21 protein-coding genes and 1 tRNA gene are annotated in these 20,546 nt (G+C 71.9%); 10 read left to right on the forward strand and 12 right to left on the reverse strand.

The annotated features are described in order from the left end of the window. Nucleotides 1-48: 48 nt before the first annotated feature. Nucleotides 49-693 (reverse strand): GNAT family N-acetyltransferase, encoded by a 645-nt coding sequence (locus ABID81_RS05305; RefSeq protein WP_354593759.1) that lies wholly within the window; start codon nucleotides 691-693, stop codon nucleotides 49-51. Nucleotides 694-784: 91 nt separating this feature from the next. Between ABID81_RS05305 and ABID81_RS05310 the strand changes: the two genes are divergently transcribed. Together ABID81_RS05310 and ABID81_RS05315 are read left to right on the forward strand one after the other, a co-directional pair. After that, nucleotides 785-1,447, forward strand: a complete 663-nt coding sequence (locus ABID81_RS05310; protein WP_354593760.1) for a TetR/AcrR family transcriptional regulator — start codon at nucleotides 785-787, stop codon at nucleotides 1,445-1,447. A gap of 51 nt (nucleotides 1,448-1,498) precedes the next feature. Continuing rightward, the gene (locus ABID81_RS05315) at nucleotides 1,499-1,975 is read left to right on the forward strand and encodes a GNAT family N-acetyltransferase (RefSeq protein WP_354593761.1); all 477 of its coding nucleotides are present in this window, start codon (nucleotides 1,499-1,501) and stop codon (nucleotides 1,973-1,975) included. 1 nt (nucleotide 1,976) lies between these two features. Here the strand turns inward: ABID81_RS05315 and ABID81_RS05320 are convergent, their stop codons facing one another. Further along, on the reverse strand, nucleotides 1,977-2,417 hold the full coding sequence (locus ABID81_RS05320) for a MarR family winged helix-turn-helix transcriptional regulator (RefSeq protein ID WP_354593762.1): 441 nt from the start codon (nucleotides 2,415-2,417) through the stop codon (nucleotides 1,977-1,979). Nucleotides 2,418-2,489: 72 nt separating this feature from the next. Here ABID81_RS05320 and ABID81_RS05325 point away from each other — a divergent pair, with 72 nt between their 5' ends. Continuing rightward, entirely contained in the window at nucleotides 2,490-2,852 is a 363-nt protein-coding gene (locus ABID81_RS05325) for a VOC family protein (protein WP_354593763.1), read from the forward strand. Between the two features lie 82 nt (nucleotides 2,853-2,934). Here the strand turns inward: ABID81_RS05325 and ABID81_RS05330 are convergent, their stop codons facing one another. The 6 genes from ABID81_RS05330 to ABID81_RS05355 form a co-directional block, all read right to left on the reverse strand. Next, nucleotides 2,935-3,741, reverse strand: coding sequence for a phosphatase PAP2 family protein (locus tag ABID81_RS05330; RefSeq protein WP_354593764.1), 807 nt, complete (start codon nucleotides 3,739-3,741; stop codon nucleotides 2,935-2,937). A 59-nt stretch (nucleotides 3,742-3,800) separates the two neighbouring features. Next, nucleotides 3,801-5,339 carry a CCA tRNA nucleotidyltransferase gene (locus tag ABID81_RS05335; protein WP_354593765.1) on the reverse strand — a complete coding sequence of 513 codons (1,539 nt, stop codon included), beginning with the start codon at nucleotides 5,337-5,339 and terminating at the stop codon, nucleotides 3,801-3,803. Between the two features lie 201 nt (nucleotides 5,340-5,540). Next, nucleotides 5,541-5,612 (reverse strand) — tRNA-Arg (locus ABID81_RS05340). Nucleotides 5,613-5,786: 174 nt separating this feature from the next. Next, the gene (locus ABID81_RS05345; RefSeq protein WP_354593766.1) at nucleotides 5,787-6,281 is read right to left on the reverse strand and encodes an HNH endonuclease; all 495 of its coding nucleotides are present in this window, start codon (nucleotides 6,279-6,281) and stop codon (nucleotides 5,787-5,789) included. Between the two features lie 330 nt (nucleotides 6,282-6,611). Continuing rightward, nucleotides 6,612-7,499: a C40 family peptidase gene (locus ABID81_RS05350; RefSeq protein ID WP_354593767.1), complete on the reverse strand. Its 888-nt coding sequence runs from the start codon at nucleotides 7,497-7,499 to the stop codon at nucleotides 6,612-6,614. Between the two features lie 297 nt (nucleotides 7,500-7,796). Beyond that, nucleotides 7,797-8,489 (reverse strand): iron-dependent transcriptional repressor DtxR, encoded by a 693-nt coding sequence (locus tag ABID81_RS05355; protein ID WP_056259359.1) that lies wholly within the window; start codon nucleotides 8,487-8,489, stop codon nucleotides 7,797-7,799. A gap of 88 nt (nucleotides 8,490-8,577) precedes the next feature. On the opposite strand from ABID81_RS05355, the gene serC reads away from it, so the two are divergent. After that, nucleotides 8,578-9,690, forward strand: a complete 1,113-nt coding sequence (gene serC / locus ABID81_RS05360; protein ID WP_354593768.1) for a phosphoserine transaminase — start codon at nucleotides 8,578-8,580, stop codon at nucleotides 9,688-9,690. A gap of 93 nt (nucleotides 9,691-9,783) precedes the next feature. Here the strand turns inward: serC and ABID81_RS05365 are convergent, their stop codons facing one another. After that, entirely contained in the window at nucleotides 9,784-10,437 is a 654-nt protein-coding gene (locus ABID81_RS05365) for a DUF3027 domain-containing protein (protein WP_354593769.1), read from the reverse strand. Then, nucleotides 10,430-10,807 (reverse strand): cold-shock protein, encoded by a 378-nt coding sequence (locus ABID81_RS05370; RefSeq protein ID WP_043593516.1) that lies wholly within the window; start codon nucleotides 10,805-10,807, stop codon nucleotides 10,430-10,432. The genes ABID81_RS05365 and ABID81_RS05370 overlap by 8 nt, the downstream gene beginning before the upstream one ends. Nucleotides 10,808-10,898: 91 nt before the next feature. Between ABID81_RS05370 and ABID81_RS05375 the strand changes: the two genes are divergently transcribed. The 6 genes from ABID81_RS05375 to ABID81_RS05400 all read left to right on the forward strand — a co-directional run bounded on the left by ABID81_RS05375 (nucleotide 10,899) and on the right by ABID81_RS05400 (nucleotide 18,078). Then, a complete protein-coding gene (locus ABID81_RS05375; RefSeq protein ID WP_354593770.1) occupies nucleotides 10,899-11,177 on the forward strand; it encodes a hypothetical protein in 279 nt (92 codons plus the stop codon). Nucleotides 11,178-11,216: 39 nt separating this feature from the next. Then, nucleotides 11,217-13,076, forward strand: a complete 1,860-nt coding sequence (locus tag ABID81_RS05380; protein ID WP_354593771.1) for a helicase-associated domain-containing protein — start codon at nucleotides 11,217-11,219, stop codon at nucleotides 13,074-13,076. 95 nt (nucleotides 13,077-13,171) lie between these two features. Then, complete coding sequence (locus ABID81_RS05385) at nucleotides 13,172-14,806, forward strand: DNA repair helicase XPB (protein ID WP_354593772.1); 1,635 nt, start codon at nucleotides 13,172-13,174, stop codon at nucleotides 14,804-14,806. After that, a complete protein-coding gene (locus ABID81_RS05390; RefSeq protein WP_354593773.1) occupies nucleotides 14,803-15,366 on the forward strand; it encodes a hypothetical protein in 564 nt (187 codons plus the stop codon). Before ABID81_RS05385 ends, ABID81_RS05390 begins: the two co-directional genes overlap by 4 nt. A gap of 147 nt (nucleotides 15,367-15,513) precedes the next feature. Further along, nucleotides 15,514-16,206, forward strand: coding sequence for a response regulator transcription factor (locus tag ABID81_RS05395; protein WP_054146826.1), 693 nt, complete (start codon nucleotides 15,514-15,516; stop codon nucleotides 16,204-16,206). Nucleotides 16,207-16,308: 102 nt separating this feature from the next. Beyond that, nucleotides 16,309-18,078, forward strand: a complete 1,770-nt coding sequence (locus tag ABID81_RS05400; RefSeq protein WP_354593774.1) for a sensor histidine kinase — start codon at nucleotides 16,309-16,311, stop codon at nucleotides 18,076-18,078. A gap of 398 nt (nucleotides 18,079-18,476) precedes the next feature. On the opposite strand, the gene groL is transcribed toward ABID81_RS05400, so the two are convergent. After that, nucleotides 18,477-20,096: a chaperonin GroEL gene (gene groL, locus ABID81_RS05405; protein ID WP_043593524.1), complete on the reverse strand. Its 1,620-nt coding sequence runs from the start codon at nucleotides 20,094-20,096 to the stop codon at nucleotides 18,477-18,479. A gap of 199 nt (nucleotides 20,097-20,295) precedes the next feature. Then, the gene (locus ABID81_RS05410) at nucleotides 20,296-20,499 is read right to left on the reverse strand and encodes a cold-shock protein (RefSeq protein WP_354593775.1); all 204 of its coding nucleotides are present in this window, start codon (nucleotides 20,497-20,499) and stop codon (nucleotides 20,296-20,298) included. Between the last annotated feature and the right edge of the window lie 47 nt (nucleotides 20,500-20,546).

Consider the following 20,546-nt stretch of genomic DNA (forward strand, 5'->3'; position numbering starts at 1 on the left):
TCGACGCCACAACGGTGGTGCGACCCCCGACGGCCCGGGTGCCGGGACTCACGCCGACCCGGCCGCCGTCCGAGCCGGACGCCACATCGCGGCGGGCGTCGCCCCCGGCAGCCCACGGATCGGCCCCAGCTCGACGAAGCCCATCCGACGGTAGAGCGCCCGGTTCCGCTCGGTCGACGACTCGAGGTAGGCGGCGTCGCCCGCCTCGTCGACGGCGGCGAGGCGGTGCTCGATCAATGAGGTGCCGACGCCGAGCCCGCGGGCCGCGTCGCCGACGGCGATCTCGCCGAGGTACCAGTGCGGCAGGCGGGGGCGCGGTGCCGCGAGGGTCGCCTGGTGCCGGGCAGCCGGCACGAGCCCGACGAGGCCCAGGGCGCGCAGGTAGCGGGGCAGCTGCCCGAGTTCCTCCCACGAGACCGGGAGGCTCAGCGGCGACGACGCCCGGGTGCGCGGGGCCTCCCAGACCGCCGCCCCCACGACGTCACCGTCGACGACGGCCACGTCGACCGTGCGACGGGCCCGGGGGATGGACCGCATCATCGCCGCGAAGAGGTCGACCAGGCGGGCGTGCCGTCGCGGCCCCCGCGGGACGAACCCCTGCATGACGGGGTCGTCGCGGAACCCTTCCGCGAGCACGGCGGCGGCCGCGTCGAGCTGGTCCGGGCGGGCGGCGGTGATCGACACGTCGGGCATGATGCCTCCTGATGGACTCGTCAGAGCTGACGATTTCGTCAGTCATGACAGAATGTAGCCAGACAACCCGCCGGACACGTGAGAGGCCGCTGTGAGAACGGACGACGAGGAGGTGCGGGTCGACCCCTCGAGGACGTCCCGCCGCACCCGCGACACGCGTCGCAAGCTGATCGAGGCCGGTGTCGTCCTGCTGCGGCGGGCCGACTACGCCGCCGTCCCCGTCGCCGAGATCACGCAGCTGGCGGACGTCGGCCTCGGCACGTTCTACAACCACTTCGCCGGAAAGGACGAGCTGTTCGACCAAGCCGTCCAGAGCGTGCTCGAGGCGCAGACCGACCGGATGACGGCGCTCGGTCGGGCGGGCGACTCCCCGACGACGGCGGCGGCGATCGCGATGCACGTGGTGCTCGGCCTCACCGAGAGCGACCCTGCGGTGGCCGTCGTCGTCGCGCGCAACGGGCTGCGCCTGCTCGACGCCGAGGCGGCGCTGGTCCCGCAGGCACGGGCCCTGGTCGAGGCCGGACAGGCCGCGGGGTCGTTCGCCGAGCTGGACGTCGACCTGGCACTGTCCCTGGTCGGCGGCAGTCTCCTCGGCGGGCTGCACACCTGGTGGTCGAGCCCCGAGCTCGTGACCCCCGAGTGGTCGGTCGAGCTGGTGGCCCGCGTGCTGGTGGCCCTCGGATGCGACCTGGGGGACGCGCGCCGCGCCTCCTCGTCCGGACTCGACCGGGTGACCGGGCGCGACGCGGCCTGACGTCGGGGCGGGAGCCACCCCGGTCGCGCGGCGATCGACCAAGATGGTGGGGTGACGACACCGGCGCCCGCGACGAGCATCGAGCCCCGCCCCTACGACCACCCCGACGTGCACCTGCTCGTCGAGGGGCTGCAACAGCTCTACGTCGAGATCTACGGCGGACGCGACGACAGCCCGATCGACCGCTCCGAGTTCGAGCTGCCGAGGGGCACGTTCGCGGTGGCGTACGAGTCGGGCGAGCCCGTCGCCCTCGGCGCGTGGCGGCTGCTGCCGGACGGCCGCGCCGAGCTCAAGCGGATGTACGTGCGGCCCGACCGACGCGGGCGCGGGCTGTCCCGAGCGGTGCTGACCTGGCTCGAACGGTCGGCGTCGGACGCGGGCGTCACCGAGATGGTGATCGAGACCAACGTGGCCCACGACACCGCGATCCGCCTCTACGAGTCGGCGGGGTACCGACCCATCGCGGCCTACGGCCACTACGCCGACGACGCGGGAACGGTGTCGCTAGGTCGCACGCTCACCAGCTGAGTCAGCGCAGGGCGGTCACGCACCCGCGCAGCGCCTCGGCCAGCTGCCGCCGCGCGGCCGGCGTCAACCCCGCCGTCATCCTGTCCTCGACCGCCCGCACGGCGGCGCTCGCCACGGCCAGTTGACGCCGCCCGGCCGCCGTCAGCTCGGTCGGCAGGGCCCGCCCCGTCGGCGCTCGGTCGGCCCGTCGCACGAGACCGTCGCGCTCGAGCGACTGCAGCAGCACGTTCATCGACTGACGCGTGACGAACGCGCCGCGGGCGAGCTCGGAGTTCGACAGCCCGGGCCGCTGCGCGAGCAGCTCGAGGCACGAGTAGTGCGTGATGGTCATGTCGAGCGGGCGGAGTTCAGCCTCCATGGAGGCGCGGAGCGCACTCGACGCCTCCTTCAGCAGGTAACCCACCGAGGTCTCGAGGTCGATCGCCGACGCGCCTTGACTCATGTCAGTAGTCTGACATAGGTTGATCCATGTCAGCTAACTGACACACATCTTCGACACGAGAGCAGGCACCCCATGACCGCCATCGGCCCCGACTTCATCTCGCTCCAGGTCCGCGACGTCGAGCGCTCCGCCGCGTTCTACGAGCAGCACCTCGGCCTCACCCGGCAGGACGGCCCGCCGCACGCCGTCGTCTTCGCCACGAAGCCGATCGCGTTCGCCGTGCGGGGCGCCCTGCCCGGCGTCGACCTCGACGCGGCCCCGCTCGGTCACGGCGTCGGCCTCTGGCTGCTCGATCCCGAGGCCCGCTCCACCCACGACGCCCTGGTCGCCGCCGGCGTCGAGATCGCGACGGCACCGGTCGAGGGCCCCTTCGGCCACACCTTCACCTTCGTCGACCCCGACGGCTACCAGGTCACGCTGCACGACCGGGCGTGACGCGCGGCTCCTCCGACCCGGACCGGGGACGAGGAGGCGCGGCGCACGATCCCCACGGAGGTCACGCCGGCCCGACGCGCCGTCACTCGTGGACGTCGTCGTCGTCCTGGGTGCTCAGGTAGAGGCGGTGGCTGGTGACGATCAGCGAGAGCCACCCGATGCCGGTGACCCACCCGACGGCGACGTCGGTGAACCAGTGCGCCCCGAGCAGCACGCGCGACAGCCCCACGACGCCGGCCGCCCCGGCGGCGGCTCCGACGATCGCGACCTGCGGCGCCTGGTCGCGCTGCCGGAGCGCCAGCAGGTAGGCGAGCACGCCGAGGATGGTGGTCGTGTTCAGCGTGTGCCCGGACGGGAACGACGGCGACTCCTCGTAGGGCGGGATGGCCTCGTGGCGGTCGGGTCGGTTGCGCTTGATGAGCTTCTTGCCCACGACCGTCATCGCGAGCGAGCCCGCTCCGGCCGCCACGACGAGGGTGACGGGGCTGGGGTGACGGTCACGGATGCCGAAGGCCGCGGCGGCGCCGACGGTGACGGCGGGTAAGACGACGGGCCCGAAGACGTGGGCGATGGTCGCCGCCGCGCCGTTGGTGAACGGCGAGCGGAGCCGCTTCGCTCGCTCGAGCGCCGGCCGGTCGAGGCTCTGGATGCCGTCGCGACCCGTCACCCCGTCGTAGATGTACGCGGCCCCGGCGGTCGCGGCGACCGCGATGCCGCCCCCGACGGCGAGGGTCGCGACCAGCGCCCGCCGGGCGCCGACCTTCTGCGCGACGGTCTTGTGGCGCGAGGCGAGCCGCCGGCCCGCGGCCGACCGCCACTCGGTCAGGTCACGGCGACCGATCTGCCGGTCGTGGCGGGTCGTACGGGCGGTCTCTGCGGAGGTCGGCATGAGACCACCCTGGCCCCTGGCCGGTCAGGACCTCCAGGTTCGGCCGCGCCGGCGCACGCTCACGAGACCCGCGGCACCTCCTGCGCGACGAACCACGCGACGGCTCCGGCCTCGTCGTCGAACTCGCCGTCGTCCTGCGCGGCGAGGGCCGCCCGGATGATGTCCGTGAACGCGGGGCCGGGCTCGTAGCCGAGGCTCATCAGGTGGCGTCCGGTCAGGAGGCTCTTCCGCGGCTTCGCGCCGACGTCGCCGGCCAGCGCCACCCAGGGGCCTGAGACGGGGGCGCCGGCGGACGGGCCTCGGCCGGCGACGTCGGCGTCGACGACGCGGGCCCAGTCGTGGATGGTGAGCCCGGACCGTCCGTCGAGGCGGCGGACGAGACGGCGCACGGCGGACGGCGTCGGCTCGCCGCCGACGCCGACGTGGCACATGTGCTCGGCGACCAGCCCGCCGATGCGGTCGCGGACGACGTGCGGTGAACCGATGCCGGCCAGGAAGTCCTGCGCCACCGGGTCGCCGACCGACTCGTGGCCGTGGCTGGTGATGCGGCCGTCGTCGTGGACGGTGGTGACGTAGGGCTTGCCGACGTCGTGGACGAGAGCGCCGAGGACGGCGAGGAGGCGCTGCTCCGCGGGCAGCCGCTCGGCTTCGGCCGCCGCCGCGGCGACGTCGGCGGAGAGGCCCAGGTGCGTGAGGACGTCACCCTCCTGGTGCCAGGCGGGGTCTTGCTCGATCCCGCGCGTGGCGGCCAAGGCGGGGAAGTTGTCGAGCCACCCCGTCCGCTCGAGCACCGTGAGCGCACGGGAGATGTGGAGGCCGCGGGTGGCCAGCTTCTTCCACTCGCCCCAGACCCGGCTGCTCGGCAGCGTGTCGTGGAGGTGCGCGAGCTCCCGGCAGGCGAGGACCGTGTCGTCGGCGAGCGTCCACCCGAAGCGGGCGACGAACTGTGCCGCCCGGAGGGGACGCAGGGCGTCGTCGGAGAACGACGGCCCGACGTGTCGCAGGACGCCGTGGGCGACGTCGGCCGCTCCGCCCCACACGTCGACCAGCTCTCCGCTGCCCGGGTCCCAGCCCAGCGCGTTGACGGTGAGGTCGCGGCGCGCGAACGCCGCCGCCTCGCCGGCCGGGGTCGGCGGCTCACCGGCGACGGAGACGTCGACGTCGAGACCGCCCACGGTGGCGACGAGGACTCCGAACGAGGCACCGACGTCGTCGACGCGGGCGACGGCGGCGAGGTGCGGGCGGAGTCGGTCGAGCGTCTCGACGCCGAACACCTCGATGTCGAGGTCCTTCGGGGCGACCGCGGCAGGAGGTGCGACGCGGGCGTCCAGGGGGCCCGGGGCGGACCGGGCGGCGAGGGCGTCTCGGACGGCGCCGCCGACGACGAGCGGGTGCCCGCCGGCGGCACGGACGGCCGCGAGCAGCTCGACCGCGGCAGCCGGGAGCGTGACGAGCTCGGGCGCCGCACAGCGGTGCGCGTGCCCGCGACGGCGGTCGGTCGCGCAGTTCGGACACGTGACGGACCCGACGAGGACGCCGGACGGCGACCGGGTGGAGCCGACGGACGGGGCGGGGTGCTCGTCCGAGTGGGTGGCCATGACTCCCCTTTTACGCTACGTCACGTGGCGGGCGACGACTGGGTGCCCCTGGACGGGCGCGCGCAGCGCGGGGCCGCGGGGTTCGAGTCCCTCCGGGGGCAACGCCGCGAAGCGGCGTCAGGTGCCCCTGGACGGGCGCGCGCAGCGCGGGGCCGCGGGGTTCGAGTCCCTCCGGGGGCAACGCCGCGAAGCGGCGTCAGGTGCCCCTGGAGGGACTCGAACCCCCAACCCTTTCCTTAGGACGGAACTGCTCTTCCATTGAGCTACAGAGGCTGACCGTCCGAGTCTACCGAACCCGCGCCTCCTGCCGTCCGGCCCGCGAGACCACTGCACCGCCCTTCGTGCAGTGCACCCCGACTAGTCACGGTGCGATGCACGAAACGCGGTGCGGAGCAGCCCGCCCGGCCGCCCGCCCGCCGGGCCGGCTCCGCGCCGAGCAGGCCGCGCTCACGCGGCGGCGAGGTACTCGTCCCAGTCCGCCTGCGTGCGCTCCATGCCGCGCACGACCCAGCCGACCCCGTGCGGCGGCTTGGGCGTGAAGCGGAGCTCCCAGCCCATCTCGTGCGGCGTCCGGTCGCTCTTGAGGTTGTTGCACTTGAGGCAGCACGCGACGAGGTTCTCCCAGCTGTCCGCCCCGCCACGCGACCGCGGCTGCACGTGGTCGATGGTGGTCGCCGACCGGCCGCAGTAGGCGCAGCGGTGCGCGTCGCGCCGCATGACCCCGCGGCGCGAGACCGGGATCTGCCGCGTGTGCGGGATGCGCACGTACCGCGTCAGCACGATGACCGACGGACGATCCCACGACATCACCGCCCCGAGCACGGGGTGCTCCGCGTCGGCGGCGACGACGGTCGCCTTCTGGCTCATGACGAGGACGAGGGCCCGCCGGTCGGACACCACGGCGAGGGGCTCGAAACCGGCGTTCAGGACGAGAGTGCGCATGCTTTCCCTTTCGAAGCACCCTGGACGGCTTCCAGGGATTCGACCTCTCGGGGCGTCGCCGGCCCAGCAGGCCCGCCGACACGAAAAAAGCACCGTCACGGGGACGGTGCTCTGTCACATGGCGGGGTGTCGTATGTGCTCGTGCGACAGCGCACCCATGGTGCGGGTGGCGGTCGTACGAGGCATGTGACGCTCCTGGTCTCAGCGGAACTCCGAGGGCGCCAGGTTAAGCCCGGAAGGGCCGTCTTGCCTATAGGCACGACGACCCTTCACAGGTTGTTCACGCGGAGCCCGTCGCGAGACGGGCCGAGCGAAGGAGGCGCGGGTCGCCTAGGCCCCGAAGCGCACGTAGTGCACGGCGCTCGTCCAGAGCGGCCGCACGCTGACGAACCCGCCGGGCTTCGGCGCGTCGAGGATCATGCCGTTGCCGGCGTAGAAGCCGTCGTGCGACCCGTCGTTGAAGATCACCACGTCGCCGGGCTGGGCCTCGGCCGCCGAGATCGGCGTGCCCATGGCCCCCTGGCGGGTGACCGAGTGCGGCAGCGCGATGCCGTACTGCGAGTAGACGTACATCACGAAGCCCGAGCAGTCGAAGCCGGCGGGGGTGGCGCCGCCGAAGACGTACGGGGTGCCGACGTACTGCAGGGCCGTGTCGTAGACGGCACTGAGGCTGAACGCGCCGGGCGTCGCGACGGTGCCCGTCGCCGAGGCGGAGGCCGAACCCGACGACGACGCCGCGGCCACGTTCTCGGCCGCCGTCGGGCCGGTGTAGCTGGCGTAGCTCGCGGCCAGGGCTGCTCGCTCGGCCTCGCGCTGGCTGGCGAGGGCCGCCGCGTTCAGGTCTTCTTGCGAGGTCGCCGTGTAGCCGTCACGCGTGGCGTCGGCCAGGGCGACGTCGTCGCCCACCGCGACGCTCTGCGCGTGGCTGGTCGAGGCGGCCGTCGACGAGGCTCCGACGCTCGGGCCGGCCGCCGCGCCGGGGTTCGAGGCGAAGGCGGGCAGGGCCATGGTGCCGATGAGGCCGGCGGTGAGCGTCATGACGGTCACCGAGACCACGCTGCGCTTGACCGACGGGCGGCCCGACCGGGCGGCGGGTGCGGCCGCGGCGGCCTGGGCGCGTCGCAGGGACGAGCGGGTCGGCAGGTCGGCGGGGGTGCGGGTGGCGACGGTGCGGTTCGGGCGCACGTCAGGGGTGGTGTCTGAGCCGGGAAGCGTCACGGGGGGTGGGTCTCCTACGTCTCGGCAGCTCTAGGGAAGCTGCCCCGTCCGTTCGTCTCGATCGCAACGACACACGGCAGGAGACGGGCGTGAGAGACGTCCTGCCACGGGTCCGACGGCCGGTTCAGCGGCCTGGGGACTCAGCGACTGTACCTGAGGGGCGCGGTGAAATCATCCTTGAGAGGGAGATTTGTAACGAATCGGTAAAGCCCTGCGTGATCCGCAGCAGAACGCAGGAGGCGCGGCGCACGCACGCAAGAAACCCGCGTCACCCCACCCCGCCGGCCGGACGGGCGGTCAGAGCCCGACGTAGATGTGCTGGGCGACCTCGGTCGGCAGCTCGAGGCCCTCGTCGTGACCGTCGACCTGGACGAACACGTACGACCCCGCCGAGCGGACGGTCGCGACCCCGCCGGGCAGGACGCCCGCACCCTGCAACTGCTGCAGCAGCTCGGGCTCGAACTGCACCGGCTCGGCCAGGCGCCGGATCGGACGCGTGACGCCCTCGGGGTTCTCGGCCAGGACGGCGACCAGGTTGACGACGCCGTCGAGGAACCGCCCCGCGGGCGAGTCGCCGAGTTCGTCGAGACCGGGGATCGGGTTGCCGTAGGGCGACTCGGTCGGGTGGTCGAGCATGTCGAGCAGTCGACGTTCGACCTGCTCGCTCATGACGTGCTCCCACCGGCAGGCCTCGTCGTGCACGTACGCCCAGTCGAGGCCGATGACGTCGGCCAGGAGACGTTCGGCGAGCCGGTGCTTGCGCATGACGTGGGTGGCCTTGGTGCGCCCGTCGTGCGTCAGCTCGAGGTGGCGGTCACCCGACACGACGACGAGGCCGTCGCGTTCCATGCGGGCGATGGTCTGCGACACGGTCGGACCGGAGTGGCCGAGACGCTCGGAGATGCGCGCACGCAGCGGCACGATGTTCTCTTCTTCGAGGTCGAGGATCGTGCGCAGGTACATCTCTGTGGTGTCGACGAGATCGGTCAACAGGGGCCTCCCGGTGGAACACGTGGACTACCCCGCAAGCCTACCGGCTGCACGCTGGGCCCCGCGCCGCGTCAGTAGGATCGACCGCATGGCGGACATCCGGATTCCCACTGACCTCTTGCCCACCGACGGCCGTTTCGGCTGCGGCCCCTCGAAGGTCCGGGCGGCCCAGCTCGAGCACCTCGTGACCGCCGGTGCGTCGATCCTCGGCACCTCGCACCGCCAGGCACCGGTCAAGGGCCTCGTCGGCCGCGTCCGGGCCGAGCTCGGCGAGCTGTTCCGCCTGCCCGAGGGCTACGAGGTCGTGCTCGGCAACGGCGGCTCGACCGCCTTCTGGGACGCCGCGGCCTTCGGCCTCGTCGAGAAGCGCGCCGAGAACCTGTCGTTCGGCGAGTTCGGCTCGAAGTTCGCCAGGGCGAACGCGGCGCCGTGGCTCGAGGCTCCCCACGTCGTCACGGCCGAGGGCGGATCGCTCGCCGAGGTCGAGGTCGTCGAGGGCGTCGACGTGTACGCCTGGCCGCACAACGAGACCTCGACGGGCGTCATGGCCCCGGTCACCCGGGTCGCCGGAGACCCCGGCGCCCTGACGGTCGTCGACGCGACGAGCGCCGCGGGCGGCATCGACTTCGACGCCTCGCAGGCCGACGTCTACTACTTCGCACCGCAGAAGAACTTCGCGAGCGACGGCGGCCTGTGGTTCGCGCTCTTCTCCCCCGCCGCCGTCGAGCGCGTCGAGCGCATCGCCGCCAGCGGCCGGTACGTCCCCGAGTTCCTCAGCCTGAAGAACGCCGTCGACAACTCGCGGCTCGACCAGACGCTGAACACCCCCGCGCTCACCACCCTGCTGCTGCTCGAAGACCAGACCCGCTGGATGCTCGACTCCGGCGGTCTCGCCTGGGCCGACGCCCGCACGCGCGAGTCGTCGTCGGCGCTCTACGACTGGGCCACCGCCTCCGAGTACGCCACCCCGTTCGTCGTCGACCCGTCGCACCGCTCGCAGGTCGTCGCGACCATCGACTTCGCCGAGTCGATCGACGCGTCCGAGATCGCGAAGGTGCTGCGCGCCAACGGCATCGTCGACACCGAGCCGTACCGCAAGCTCGGCCGCAACCAGCTGCGCGTCGCGACCTTCACGGCCGTCGAGCCCGACGACGTGCGCCAGCTCATCCGCTCCATCGAGTACGTCGTCGACGCCCTCTGACCCCGCCGGCACCACGACGAAGCCCCCGACACGATCGTGTCGGGGGCTTCGTCGTGACGACCGACCGCAGGAGGCGCGGGTCGGGTCGACGGACTACTTCCGTCGTCTGCTCAGGGGGTCTTCGTCCTCGCCGTCCCAGTCGTCGTCGTGCGACTCGTCGTCGAGGTCGGCCTCGGGGTGCGCGGCCGGGACGACCGGCGTCACGGCGTCGTCGTCGTCCGAGGAGTCGTCGTCCGAGTCGTCGTCGTCGTCGTCCGGAGCGTCGTCGACGAGGTCGTCGATGTCGACCCCGTCCACGTCGCCACCGTGCACGATCGAACCGTGCTCGTCGTCGTCCGAGTCGTCGTCGTCCGAGTCGTCCGAGTCGTCGTCGTCCGAGTCGTCGTCGTCGGACTCGTCGTCGTCGTCGGAGTCGTCGGCGTCCTCGTCGCCGTCGCGCGCCTCCTGGGCCTTCATCTCGGCGAGGCGGTCGGCCCACGGCACCCAGTCCGGCGCGAGCAGGGCACCGTCACCGGGCAGCAGTTCGGCCTCGAGCACCGAGGGGTCCTCACCGTCGAGGTGGGCGACGCTGACCGTCCAGTGCCAGCCCGGGTAGCCGGGGAGCAGCGTGGCGAAGCGCACCGAGGTGACTCCGGCCTCGTCGTCGACGGGGTCGGCCTCGGCCCCGATGGTCTCGTCGGGCGTGATCTCGGTCAGGGCGCGACGGGCGAGCTCGGACCAGGGCGTGCGCGGGGCGGCCTCAGGCATCGAACGAGTCCGCGACGGTGCGCAAAAGCACGGCGATGCGGGCGCCGTTCTGCGGGTACCGGCCGTGACGCAGGTCGCCACCGGCCTTGTCGAGCACCTTGACGAGGTCTTCGACGATGACGGCCATGTCGTCGGCCGAGCGACGGTTCATCTTGGCGAGGCTGGGGGCGGCCTCGAGGACGCGGACCGACAGGGCCTGCGCGCCGCGCTTGCCGTCGGCGATGCCGTACTCGAGGCGGGTGCCCGCCTTGACACCCACGGTGCCGGCGGGCAGGGCCGACGCGTGGAGGAAGACCTCTTGGCCGTCATCGCTGCTGATGAAGCCGAAGCCCTTCTCGTCGTCGTAGAACTTGACCTTGCCGGTGGGCATGACTGGACCTCTCGTGAAGACGGGTGACCCTGGGGGTGGGTCGCCCCAGCTTAGATCGCCGGGTAGGGCCGCACCGCACTATCGTTGACCCGTGGCCAAGAAGATCGAGACGAGTGCGCCCTCTGACGTCAATCGTACAGAGCGCGTCCTCCTCTTCATGATCCTCGCCATCGTCGTCGTCTCGGTCCTCGCGTTCTTCACGAGGCTCGTCGGCACGGCGATGGGGGTCGCCGACTTCACCGTCGGCGTCTGGCCCGCCCTCACGATCCTGCCCCTCATCGGGCTCCCGATCGCCGTCGCGATGCTGCTGGCATTCGTGGTGGCGAGCGCCGTGCGTCGCAGCCGCGACTCGCGGGGCACCAGACGGTAACCGCAGACCCGGGCTGCACGACGGCTGGAGGCCTCGACCATGGCTAGTGCACTCGACCTCGCGGGCGTCCTGCGCGCCGTCGACGACGACGACCTGCTGCGGCGTCTCGCGCGCCGGCAGGTCCGGGCGTCGAGCGTCCACGACGCCTTCGACCTCGCCGACGTGCTGCTCGAGCCGGCCAGCGTCCGCGACGCCCTGGCCCACCTCGACCGGGTGGCACTCGTCGTGCTGCAGGTCGTCCGGGTGCCGGGCGACGTCGACGCCGTGCACGACCGCGTCGACGCCGCCTTCGAGATCGACCGCGAAGCCGTCGACGCCGCCCTCGAGCAGCTCGTCCAGGCGTTCCTCGTGGTGCGGCGGGGCACGTCCGTCGCGACCCTCGACGCCGTCGGCGACCGGCTCGACGACGACCCCGCCCTGGCCCTCGACGTGCTGACCGCCGAGCGACCGCCGGTCGTCCTCGAGACCGTCCTCGACCAGGCGCGCGACGAGGCCGACGCCCGCTCGGCCGAACGCCTGTACGCCGTGGTGATCGAGGTGGCCGAGATCCTGCGTGCCCTCGAGCAGTCGCCGGCGCGTGAGCTCGCCAAGGGCGGGCTCGCCCTGCCCGAGACGAGGCGACTCGCCGAGGCGGCCCGCATCGACGTCGACGACGTCGCGACGGTGCTCGCCATCGCCGTGCGGGCCGGGCTCGCGGCCCCGAGCCCCGACGGCTGGGTGGTGGCCGCCGACGCGACCGACTGGCTCCGCGCCTCCTGGCCCGACCGCTGGCAGACGCTCACGCGGGCGTGGCTCGGCTCGTTGCCGAGCGAGATCCTCACCGTGCTCGAGCAGCGCGTCGACACGTCGTGGGGCTTGCCGCTGCGCGAGTTCTCCGACTGGTCGTACCCCGCCGGCGGCAGCTGGATCACCGAGCGCATCGCCGCCTTCTCGCGGAGCGCCGAGGTGCTCGGGCTGACCTCGGACGACACCCCCACCTCGGCGGCCGTCGCGCTCTTCCGCGAGGGTCCCGCCGCCGCCCGCGCCCGCGTGGCCGCGCTGCTGCCCGACGCGGTCGAGCAGGTCTACCTGCAGCACGACCTCAGCGTCGTCTCGCCCGGTCCGCTCTCGCCGGCCATCGACGCCCGGCTGCGCGTCATCGCGGTCGTCGAGAGCGCGGGCCTCGCGGCCACGTACCGCATCACCGAGGGCGGACTGCAGCGCGCCCTGAGCGAGGGCGAGACGGCCGAGACGCTGCGGGACTTCCTCGGCGGCATCTCGTCGACGGGCATCCCCCAGCCGCTCGACTACCTGATCCAGCAGAGCGCCGAACGGCACGGCCGGTACCGCGTCCGCGCCGTCGCCCCCGGGCGCGCTCCGGCGGGCGCACCGGGCGATTCGCTGTCGCTCGTCGTGGCCGACGACCGCGCGAGCCTCGACACCCTCGAGGTCGACCAGTCGCTGTCACCCCTCGGCCTCACCCGCGTGGACGAGAAGACCGTCGCGAGCCGGTTCGAGCGCGACACGGTCTTCTGGTCGCTGAGCGACGAGCGCTACCCCGTCGTCGTGGTCGACGACGGGGGCGACGAGGTCGCGCCGCCGTCACGCCGCAGGCCGCGCCGCCCCGCCCCGCTCGAGACGCGCGACCCGTTGCGCGAGCTGGTCACGCGGTTGCACACGGACGACGCCGCCGGCGACGAGTCGACCGACCGCGCCTGGATCGCCCGTCAGCTCGACGCCGCCGTCAAGGGACGCCTGACCGTCACCGTCACGGTCGCGATGCCCGACGGCAGCACGACCACCCTCGACATGGAGCCCACCGGCATCGGCGGCGGACGCGTCCGCGGTCGCGACAAGAAGTCCGACGTCGAGCGCACGCTGCCGCTGAAGAACGTGGTGGCGGTCGCGAGTCGCGACTGACGCGGGCGGCCCCGTCGGCCGAGCCGCGCCTCCTCGTCCCGCGGGCGGTGCCCCGCTGTGAGCCCGGGCAGGAGGCGCGCCTAGACTCGTCCCTCATGACCGGACCCCTGATCGTGCAGAGCGATCGCACCGTCCTGCTCGAGGTCGCGCACGAGCAGGCCGAGGACGCGCGGCACGACCTGAGCGTCTTCGCCGAGCTCGAGCGCGCGCCCGAGCACGTGCACACCTACCGCATCACCCGGCTCGGTCTCTGGAACGCCCGAGCCGCCGGGCACACCGCCGACGACATGCTCGCCACGCTCGAGAAGTACAGCAAGTTCCCCGTGCCGCAGAGCGTCAGCGTCGACATCGCCGAGACGGTGGCGCGCTACGGCCGCATCGTCATCGAGCGCGACGGCGACCAGTTGCTGCTGCGCGGCACCGACAGCTCGGTGCTGAGCGAGGTGACCCGGGCCAAGAAGGTCGGCGAGCTGCTCGGCGTGAAGCGGGCCGACGACCTGTGGGAGCTCCTGCCCTGGGCGCGTGGCGAGGTCAAGCAGCAGCTCGTCAAGCTCGGCTGGCCCGCCGAGGACCACGCCGGCTACACGCCGGGCACCCCGCACGCGATCGACCTCGACGAGAGTGACTGGCACCTGCGCGACTACCAGCAGAAGGCCATCGACAACTTCTTCGAGGGCGGTTCGGGCGTCGTCGTCCTACCCTGCGGCGCGGGCAAGACCCTCGTCGGCGCCGGGGCCATGGCGGCGGCCGGCACCACGACGCTGATCCTCGTCACCAACACCGTCTCGGCACGGCAGTGGCGCGACGAGCTGCTCAAGCGCACCTCGTTGACCGAGGACGAGATCGGCGAGTACTCGGGCTCGGTGAAAGAGGTCAAGCCGGTCACCATCGCGACCTACCAGATCCTCACCGCTCGCCGCGGCGGCAAGTACACGCACCTCTCGCTGCTCGACGCGCTCGACTGGGGCCTCGTGGTCTACGACGAGGTGCACCTGCTGCCCGCGCCCGTCTTCAAGCTCACGGCCGAGCTGCAGGCCCGCCGTCGGCTCGGCCTGACCGCGACCCTGGTCCGCGAGGACGGCCGCGAGAGCGACGTCTTCAGCCTGATCGGCCCCAAGCGCTTCGACGCCCCGTGGAAGGAGATCGAGGCCCAGGGCTTCATCTCGCCGGCCTCGTGCTACGAGGTGCGGGTCGACCTGCCGCAGGAGGCGCGGCTCGAGTACGCCGCGTCGCCCGACGACGAGCGCTACCGGCTGGCCGCGACGGCCCCGGCGAAGCTCGACGTGGTCAAGCACCTCGTGGCGCGGCACGACGGCGAGCAGATCCTCGTCATCGGCCAGTACCTCGACCAGCTCGACGAGCTCGCCGAGGTGCTCGACGCCCCGACGCTCACCGGCAGCACGCCCGTCGACGAGCGCGAACGGCTCTACCAGCAGTTCCGCGACGGCGACCTCAAGGTGCTCGTCGTCTCGAAGGTCGCGAACTTCTCGGTCGACCTGCCCGAGGCGACCGTGGCGATCCAGGTCAGCGGCTCGTACGGTTCGCGGCAGGAAGAAGCCCAGCGACTCGGCCGACTGCTGCGGCCGAAGAAGTCCGGGCTGCCCGCGTCGTTCTACACGCTCGTCAGCCGTGACACGGTCGACCAGGACTTCGCCCAGAACCGTCAGCGCTTCCTGGCCGAGCAGGGCTACAGCTACACGATCCTCGACTCGCCGGTGGTCGCGGCGTGAGCGACGGAGGGGCCACCGACCTGCCCCTGGGCGACGACGAGCTCTGGCGTGACAGCCTGCGCCGGGTCTTCGCCGCCGACCAGGCGCCGTTCGCGACGTTCGGCCCCCTCGTGGCCTCGCTCGACCACGACGCCATGGAGTTCCGCGGTCAGGTCGCCCGCTTCGCCGAGTGGGACCCCTCGGTGGTCGTCTCGGTCGCGCGCACGTACGAGGTGCAGGGCGGGCTGCACGCGGGCGCGACCCTCAGCGTCGTGACCTGGAGCCCCGACCCCGAGGTCATCGAGCGCAGCGACCTGCTCGCCGGCTCGCCGGTGAAGGATCACCTGTTCGCCGGCCTGAGCGCGATCGGCGCCACCGACGACGCCTCCGAGGCCCAGGTCGTCGCAGCCTCGGTCGAGGAGTTCCCCGGGTGGCAGATCACCCGTGTCTCGGGCTACACCGCCGTGCTCGAGCGGCGCGAGGGCGTCGACTTCACCTTGGCGGTGCCCGACGAGCTGCTCGAGCTCACGACGCGCGTCGCCCTGGTGCCGAACGTCGAGTGGGCCGGCCCCGACTCCTGACCCCGACGGCCGCCGGGCGTCCCGGCCGGACGAGGTCTCGGCCAGCTGCGGGTCTCGGCCGCCTGAGGGCCGACGCTCCGCCTGCTCGCGGGAGACGTGCCTCCTGCTCACAGGAAACACCGAGGAGGCGCGCAGATGATTGGGCGCATGAGTGACGGCCCCAAGATCCTGATCGTCGACGACGAACCGAACATCCGCGACCTGTTGACCACCAGCCTGCGCTTCGCCGGTTTCGCCGTGCGCGCGGTCGGCAACGGGGCCCAGGCGATCTCGGCGGTCCTCGAAGAAGAACCCGACCTGATCATCCTCGACGTGATGCTCCCCGACATGAACGGGTTCGGCGTGACCAAGCGACTGCGGTCGTCGGGTTACACGTCGCCGATCCTCTTCCTGACGGCGAAGGACGACACGGAGGACAAGATCACCGGCCTGACCGTCGGCGGCGACGACTACGTCACCAAGCCGTTCAGCCTCGACGAGATCGTGGCCCGCATCAAGGCCATCCTCCGTCGCACCATGAACGAGGACGAAGACGCGATCATCCGCGCCGGCGAACTCACCATGGACCAGGACACCCACGAGGTCACCATCGGCGAGACGGCGATCGAGCTCAGCCCCACCGAGTTCAAGCTGCTGCGGTACCTCATGCTGAACCCCAACCGGGTGCTGTCCAAGGCCCAGATCCTCGACCACGTGTGGGAGTACGACTTCAACGGCGACGCCGGCATCGTCGAGAGCTACATCTCGTACCTGCGTCGCAAGCTCGACCAGTTCTCGACCGAGCCGATCATCCAGACCAAGCGCGGCTTCGGCTACATGCTCAAGGCCTCGAAGGCCTGACCGGCCCTCGCCCGACACGCGTCGACCGACGATGCCCGACCGCCCCGTGCGGTCGGGCATCGTCGTGTCGACCCCCAGCCGGCTCCGCTAACGTCTGACCCCATGCACGCACGCCTCTCGCAGTGGTGGAACGAGATCTCCATCCGCACCAAGATCACCGGCATCACGGTGACCCTGGTCACCCTCGGCCTCGTCGTCGCCGGCCTCGGCACGATGACCGTGCTCAGCACCTACCTGATGGGGCAGGTCGACACCTCGCTCGAGAACTCGGCCCGCAACCTGAACGGCGCGTTGATCGACGCGTCCGACTCCCGGTCGTGCACCGTGAACTTCGGCGGCCTGACCAGCAGCTACGTGGCCATCCTGGACGCCGACGGCGACCTGATCTGCGACACCCGCAGCCAGCTCTCGAGCTCGACGGACGCCCCCGTGCTGACGGGACTGGGCGTCTCGGGTGCCCCGATGGACGAGGCGTTCATCCGGTACAGCACCAGTCGCGACAACGAGTGGCGCCTCTACGCCCACCCCACGCAGCTGCAGTCGACCGACGCCCAGGGCACCGTGTCCCTCGTGCCGGCGACGATCGTCGCCGGCACCAACCTGGCCAGCACGAACGCGACGATCGGGCGCTTCGGCGGCATCTTCCTCGGCTTCGGACTCTCGGTGGTCGTCCTGGGGGCCGCCCTCACGCGCCTCCTCGTCACGTCGACCTTCGCCCCGCTGCGCGACGTCGAGGCCACGGCCGCCCGGTTCGCCGACGGCGACTTCACCCAGCGCCTCGACTCGACCACGCCCAACACCGAGGTGGGCCGCCTCAACCGGTCGCTCAACACCATGCTCAGCCGCATCGACAGCGCCTTCGACGACCGGGCCAAGACGATCGACCAGATGCGACGCTTCGTCGGCGACGCGAGCCACGAGCTGCGCACGCCCCTCGTGTCGTTGCGCGGGTACGCCGAGCTCTACCGCATGGGGGCGCTCACCAAGCCCGAGGACGTCGCCCAAGCCATGGACCGCATCGAGAAGGAGGCGATCCGCATGGGCGTGCTGGTGCAAGACCTGCTCGCCCTGGCCCGCCTCGACGAGTCGAAGCCCCTCGAGCTCGGCCCGGTCGACCTCGTGCAGCTCGCCCGCGACTCGGCCCTCGACACGATGGCGTCGAACCCGGACCGCGACATCGACGTGATCGTGCTCGAACCGGTCGTCGCGCCGTTCGAGGCACCGGTCGAGGGTGACGAGGCGACGGCCGACGGGCGCCTCCCCCAGACCGCTCCCCCGGCCGCGGCCACGCCGCCCGCGTCGGGCACGCCACTCGGGGGTGCCGCACCCGGGGCGACGGGGCCGATCTCGTTCGCGGGCGCGACCCTCGCGCGCCTCCGGAGCCTGCGGGCCCGGGCCGTGCGCAACGGCGACACCGCCACCGCCGCCCAGCTGCAGGACGAGGTGCAGAGGTTCGAGGCGCCGGCGATCGTGCTCGGTGAAGAGAACAAGATCCGCCAGGTGATCACCAACCTGATGGGCAACGCGATGCGCTTCACCGAACACGACAGCCCGATCGAACTTGTCGTGCAGTCCGACCCGTCGCGCGGCGTCGCCACCGTCGCCATCGTCGACCACGGCGAGGGCATCCCGCCGCAGATCCGCGAGAAGATCTTCCAGCGCTTCTGGCGCGCCGACTCGTCGCGCACCCGCGACACCGGCGGCAGCGGTCTCGGCCTCGCAATCGTCTCGGGCATCGTCGCAGCCCACGGCGGCTCGGTCGACGTCGGCGACACCCCGGGCGGCGGAGCGACCTTCCGCGTCGCCCTGCCCCTCATGCCCGCCGACGTCTCCACCCCCGCCGAACCGGTCACCGCGAGCGCGACCGCCTGACTGCGAGTCGGCTCGCCGCGCGGCATCTCGCGGCTCGGCATCTCGCAGCTGGCCCGGCTCGCCCCGTCGGCCGACCCCCTCGACCGGCGCAGAACCCCTGCCTAGGCACATCGCTCGCCGCCGAACACGGGGGCGCGACCCCGCACCCACCGACCCACCCCCTCAGTCGGCGCAGAACCCCTGCCTAGGCACATCGCCCACCGCCGGACGCGAGGGTCGGACCGGGAGGGCGGGACGTCGCACCCGGGTCTCCCCGCGGCGTCGCGCATCCGGGCCACCCCACGGCGTCGCGCATCCGGGCCACCCGCCGACACCGCACACCCGGAACGCCGAAGGGCGGCTCCCCCGAGGGGGAGCCGCCCTTGTGCGTGTGCCCGGCGCGAGCCGGACGGTGCGGACTAGAAGTCCATGCCACCCGAGGGGTCGCCGGCCGGGGCCGGGTTCTTCTCGGGCTTGTCGGCGACGACGGCCTCGGTCGTGAGGAACAGACCGGCGATCGACGCGGCGTTCTGCAGAGCCGAACGCGTGACCTTGGCGGGGTCGATGATGCCGGCGGCCAGCATGTCGACGTACTCGCCGGTCGCGGCGTTGAGGCCCCAGCCGATGTCGAGCCCGCGGACCTTGTCGGCGACGACGCCGGGCTCCATGCCCGCGTTGAAGGCGATCTGCTTCAGCGGAGCGTCGATCGCGACGCGGACGATGTTCGCACCCGTCGCCTCGTCGCCCTCGAGCTGCAGGTTCGCCAGGGCGGTCTTGCCGGCCTGGATGAGGGCGACGCCACCACCGGCGACGATGCCCTCTTCGACGGCAGCCTTCGCGTTGCGGACGGCGTCCTCGATGCGGTGCTTGCGCTCCTTCAGCTCGACCTCGGTCGCGGCACCCGCCTTGATGACGGCCACGCCGCCGGCGAGCTTCGCGAGGCGCTCCTGGAGCTTCTCGCGGTCGTAGTCGCTGTCGGTCGCCTCGATCTCGCTGCGGATCTGACGGACGCGGCCGGCGATCTGCTCGTCGTCGCCGGCACCCTCGACGATGGTCGTCTCGTCCTTGGTGATGATGACCTTGCGGGCACGGCCGAGCAGGTCGAGCGTGGCGTTCTCGAGCTTGAGACCGACCTCTTCGGCGATGACCTGACCACCGGTGAGGATCGCGATGTCCTGCAGCTGGGCCTTGCGACGGTCGCCGAAGCCGGGGGCCTTGACGGCGACCGACTTGAAGATGCCGCGGATCTTGTTGACGACCAGCGTGGCCAGGGCCTCGCCGTCGACGTCTTCCGCGATGATCAGCAGCTGCTTGCCCGACTGGATGACCTTGTCGACGATCGGCAGGAGGTCCTTGATGTTCGAGATCTTCGAGTTGACGATGAGCACGTAGGCGTCCTCGAAGACGGCCTCCTGGCGCTCGGGGTCGGTGACGAAGTACTGCGACAGGTAGCCCTTGTCGAAGCGCATGCCCTCGGTGAGCTCGAGCTCGGTGCCGAAGGTGTTGCTCTCCTCGACGGTGACGACGCCCTCTTTGCCGACCTTGTCGATGGCCTCGGCGATGAGCGCGCCGATGGTGGGGTCGGCGGCCGAGATCGACGCCGTGGCGGCGATCTGCTCCTTGGTCTCGATGTCCTTCGCGTCGGCGAGCAGCTGGTCGGAGACGGCCTGGGCGGCCTTCTCGATGCCGCGCTTCAGCGAGATGGGGTCGGCGCCGGCCGCGACGTTGCGCAGGCCTTCGCGGACGAGGGCCTGGGCCAGCACCGTCGCGGTGGTCGTGCCGTCACCGGCGACGTCGTCGGTCTTCTTCGCGACCTCTTTGACGAGCTCGGCACCGATCTTCTCGAACGGGTCGTCGAGCTCGATCTCCTTCGCGATGGAGACGCCGTCGTTCGTGATGGTGGGGGCGCCCCACTTCTTCTCGAGCACGACGTTGCGACCACGCGGGCCGAGCGTGACCTTCACCGCGTCGGCCAGGATGTTCAGGCCACGCTCGAGGCCGCGCCGGGCCTCTTCGTCAAAAGCAATGATCTTAGCCATGTGTGTTTTTCGTCCCTCCCGGACGTCATGAAGCAGAAGCATTGGCACTCACGTGTCGCGAGTGCCAGCAACGATTCTGGCACTCGCCCGATGAGAGTGCAAGTGACGTTCCGGGGCCCGCGGACGCGAGCACGCCGCCACGACGGACCGTGACGGCGTGCTCGGCGGGTGTCGACGCGTCGGGGCGCGCCGACGGGGTTCAGGCGAGTCGGACGGACTCCGCCTGGGGGCCCTTGTCGCCCGTGCCGACCTCGAAGACGACGGCCTGGCCCTCTTCGAGGACCTTGTACCCGCTCATGTCGATGGCCGAGTAGTGCACGAAGACGTCCTGGCCGCCCTCCTCGACGGTGATGAAGCCGTAGCCCTTCTCCGCGTTGAACCACTTGACGGTCCCGTTTGCCATGGTGTCGCTCCCCTTGCTGTGTACGTACGGCACGTGCGGTGTTGCCG

The organism is Frigoribacterium sp. PvP054 (genome assembly GCF_040547465.1).
GTDB lineage: Bacteria > Actinomycetota > Actinomycetes > Actinomycetales > Microbacteriaceae > Frigoribacterium.

What these genes read in the sequence shown, in the direction of transcription:
- ABID81_RS05305 (WP_354593759.1), bottom strand. Translation starts at nt 693, where the DNA reads ATGCCCGACGTGTCGATCACCGCCGCCCGCCCGGACCAGCTCGACGCG.
- ABID81_RS05320 (WP_354593762.1), bottom strand. Translation starts at nt 2,417, where the DNA reads ATGAGTCAAGGCGCGTCGGCGATCGACCTCGAGACCTCGGTGGGTTAC.
- ABID81_RS05325 (WP_354593763.1), top strand. Translation starts at nt 2,490, where the DNA reads ATGACCGCCATCGGCCCCGACTTCATCTCGCTCCAGGTCCGCGACGTC.
- ABID81_RS05330 (WP_354593764.1), bottom strand. Translation starts at nt 3,741, where the DNA reads ATGCCGACCTCCGCAGAGACCGCCCGTACGACCCGCCACGACCGGCAG.
- ABID81_RS05335 (WP_354593765.1), bottom strand. Translation starts at nt 5,339, where the DNA reads ATGGCCACCCACTCGGACGAGCACCCCGCCCCGTCCGTCGGCTCCACC.
- ABID81_RS05345 (WP_354593766.1), bottom strand. Translation starts at nt 6,281, where the DNA reads ATGCGCACTCTCGTCCTGAACGCCGGTTTCGAGCCCCTCGCCGTGGTG.
- serC (WP_354593768.1), top strand. Translation starts at nt 8,578, where the DNA reads ATGGCGGACATCCGGATTCCCACTGACCTCTTGCCCACCGACGGCCGT.
- ABID81_RS05365 (WP_354593769.1), bottom strand. Translation starts at nt 10,437, where the DNA reads ATGCCTGAGGCCGCCCCGCGCACGCCCTGGTCCGAGCTCGCCCGTCGC.
- ABID81_RS05370 (WP_043593516.1), bottom strand. Translation starts at nt 10,807, where the DNA reads ATGCCCACCGGCAAGGTCAAGTTCTACGACGACGAGAAGGGCTTCGGC.
- ABID81_RS05380 (WP_354593771.1), top strand. Translation starts at nt 11,217, where the DNA reads ATGGCTAGTGCACTCGACCTCGCGGGCGTCCTGCGCGCCGTCGACGAC.
- ABID81_RS05385 (WP_354593772.1), top strand. Translation starts at nt 13,172, where the DNA reads ATGACCGGACCCCTGATCGTGCAGAGCGATCGCACCGTCCTGCTCGAG.
- ABID81_RS05395 (WP_054146826.1), top strand. Translation starts at nt 15,514, where the DNA reads ATGAGTGACGGCCCCAAGATCCTGATCGTCGACGACGAACCGAACATC.
- ABID81_RS05400 (WP_354593774.1), top strand. Translation starts at nt 16,309, where the DNA reads ATGCACGCACGCCTCTCGCAGTGGTGGAACGAGATCTCCATCCGCACC.
- groL (WP_043593524.1), bottom strand. Translation starts at nt 20,096, where the DNA reads ATGGCTAAGATCATTGCTTTTGACGAAGAGGCCCGGCGCGGCCTCGAG.
- ABID81_RS05410 (WP_354593775.1), bottom strand. Translation starts at nt 20,499, where the DNA reads ATGGCAAACGGGACCGTCAAGTGGTTCAACGCGGAGAAGGGCTACGGC.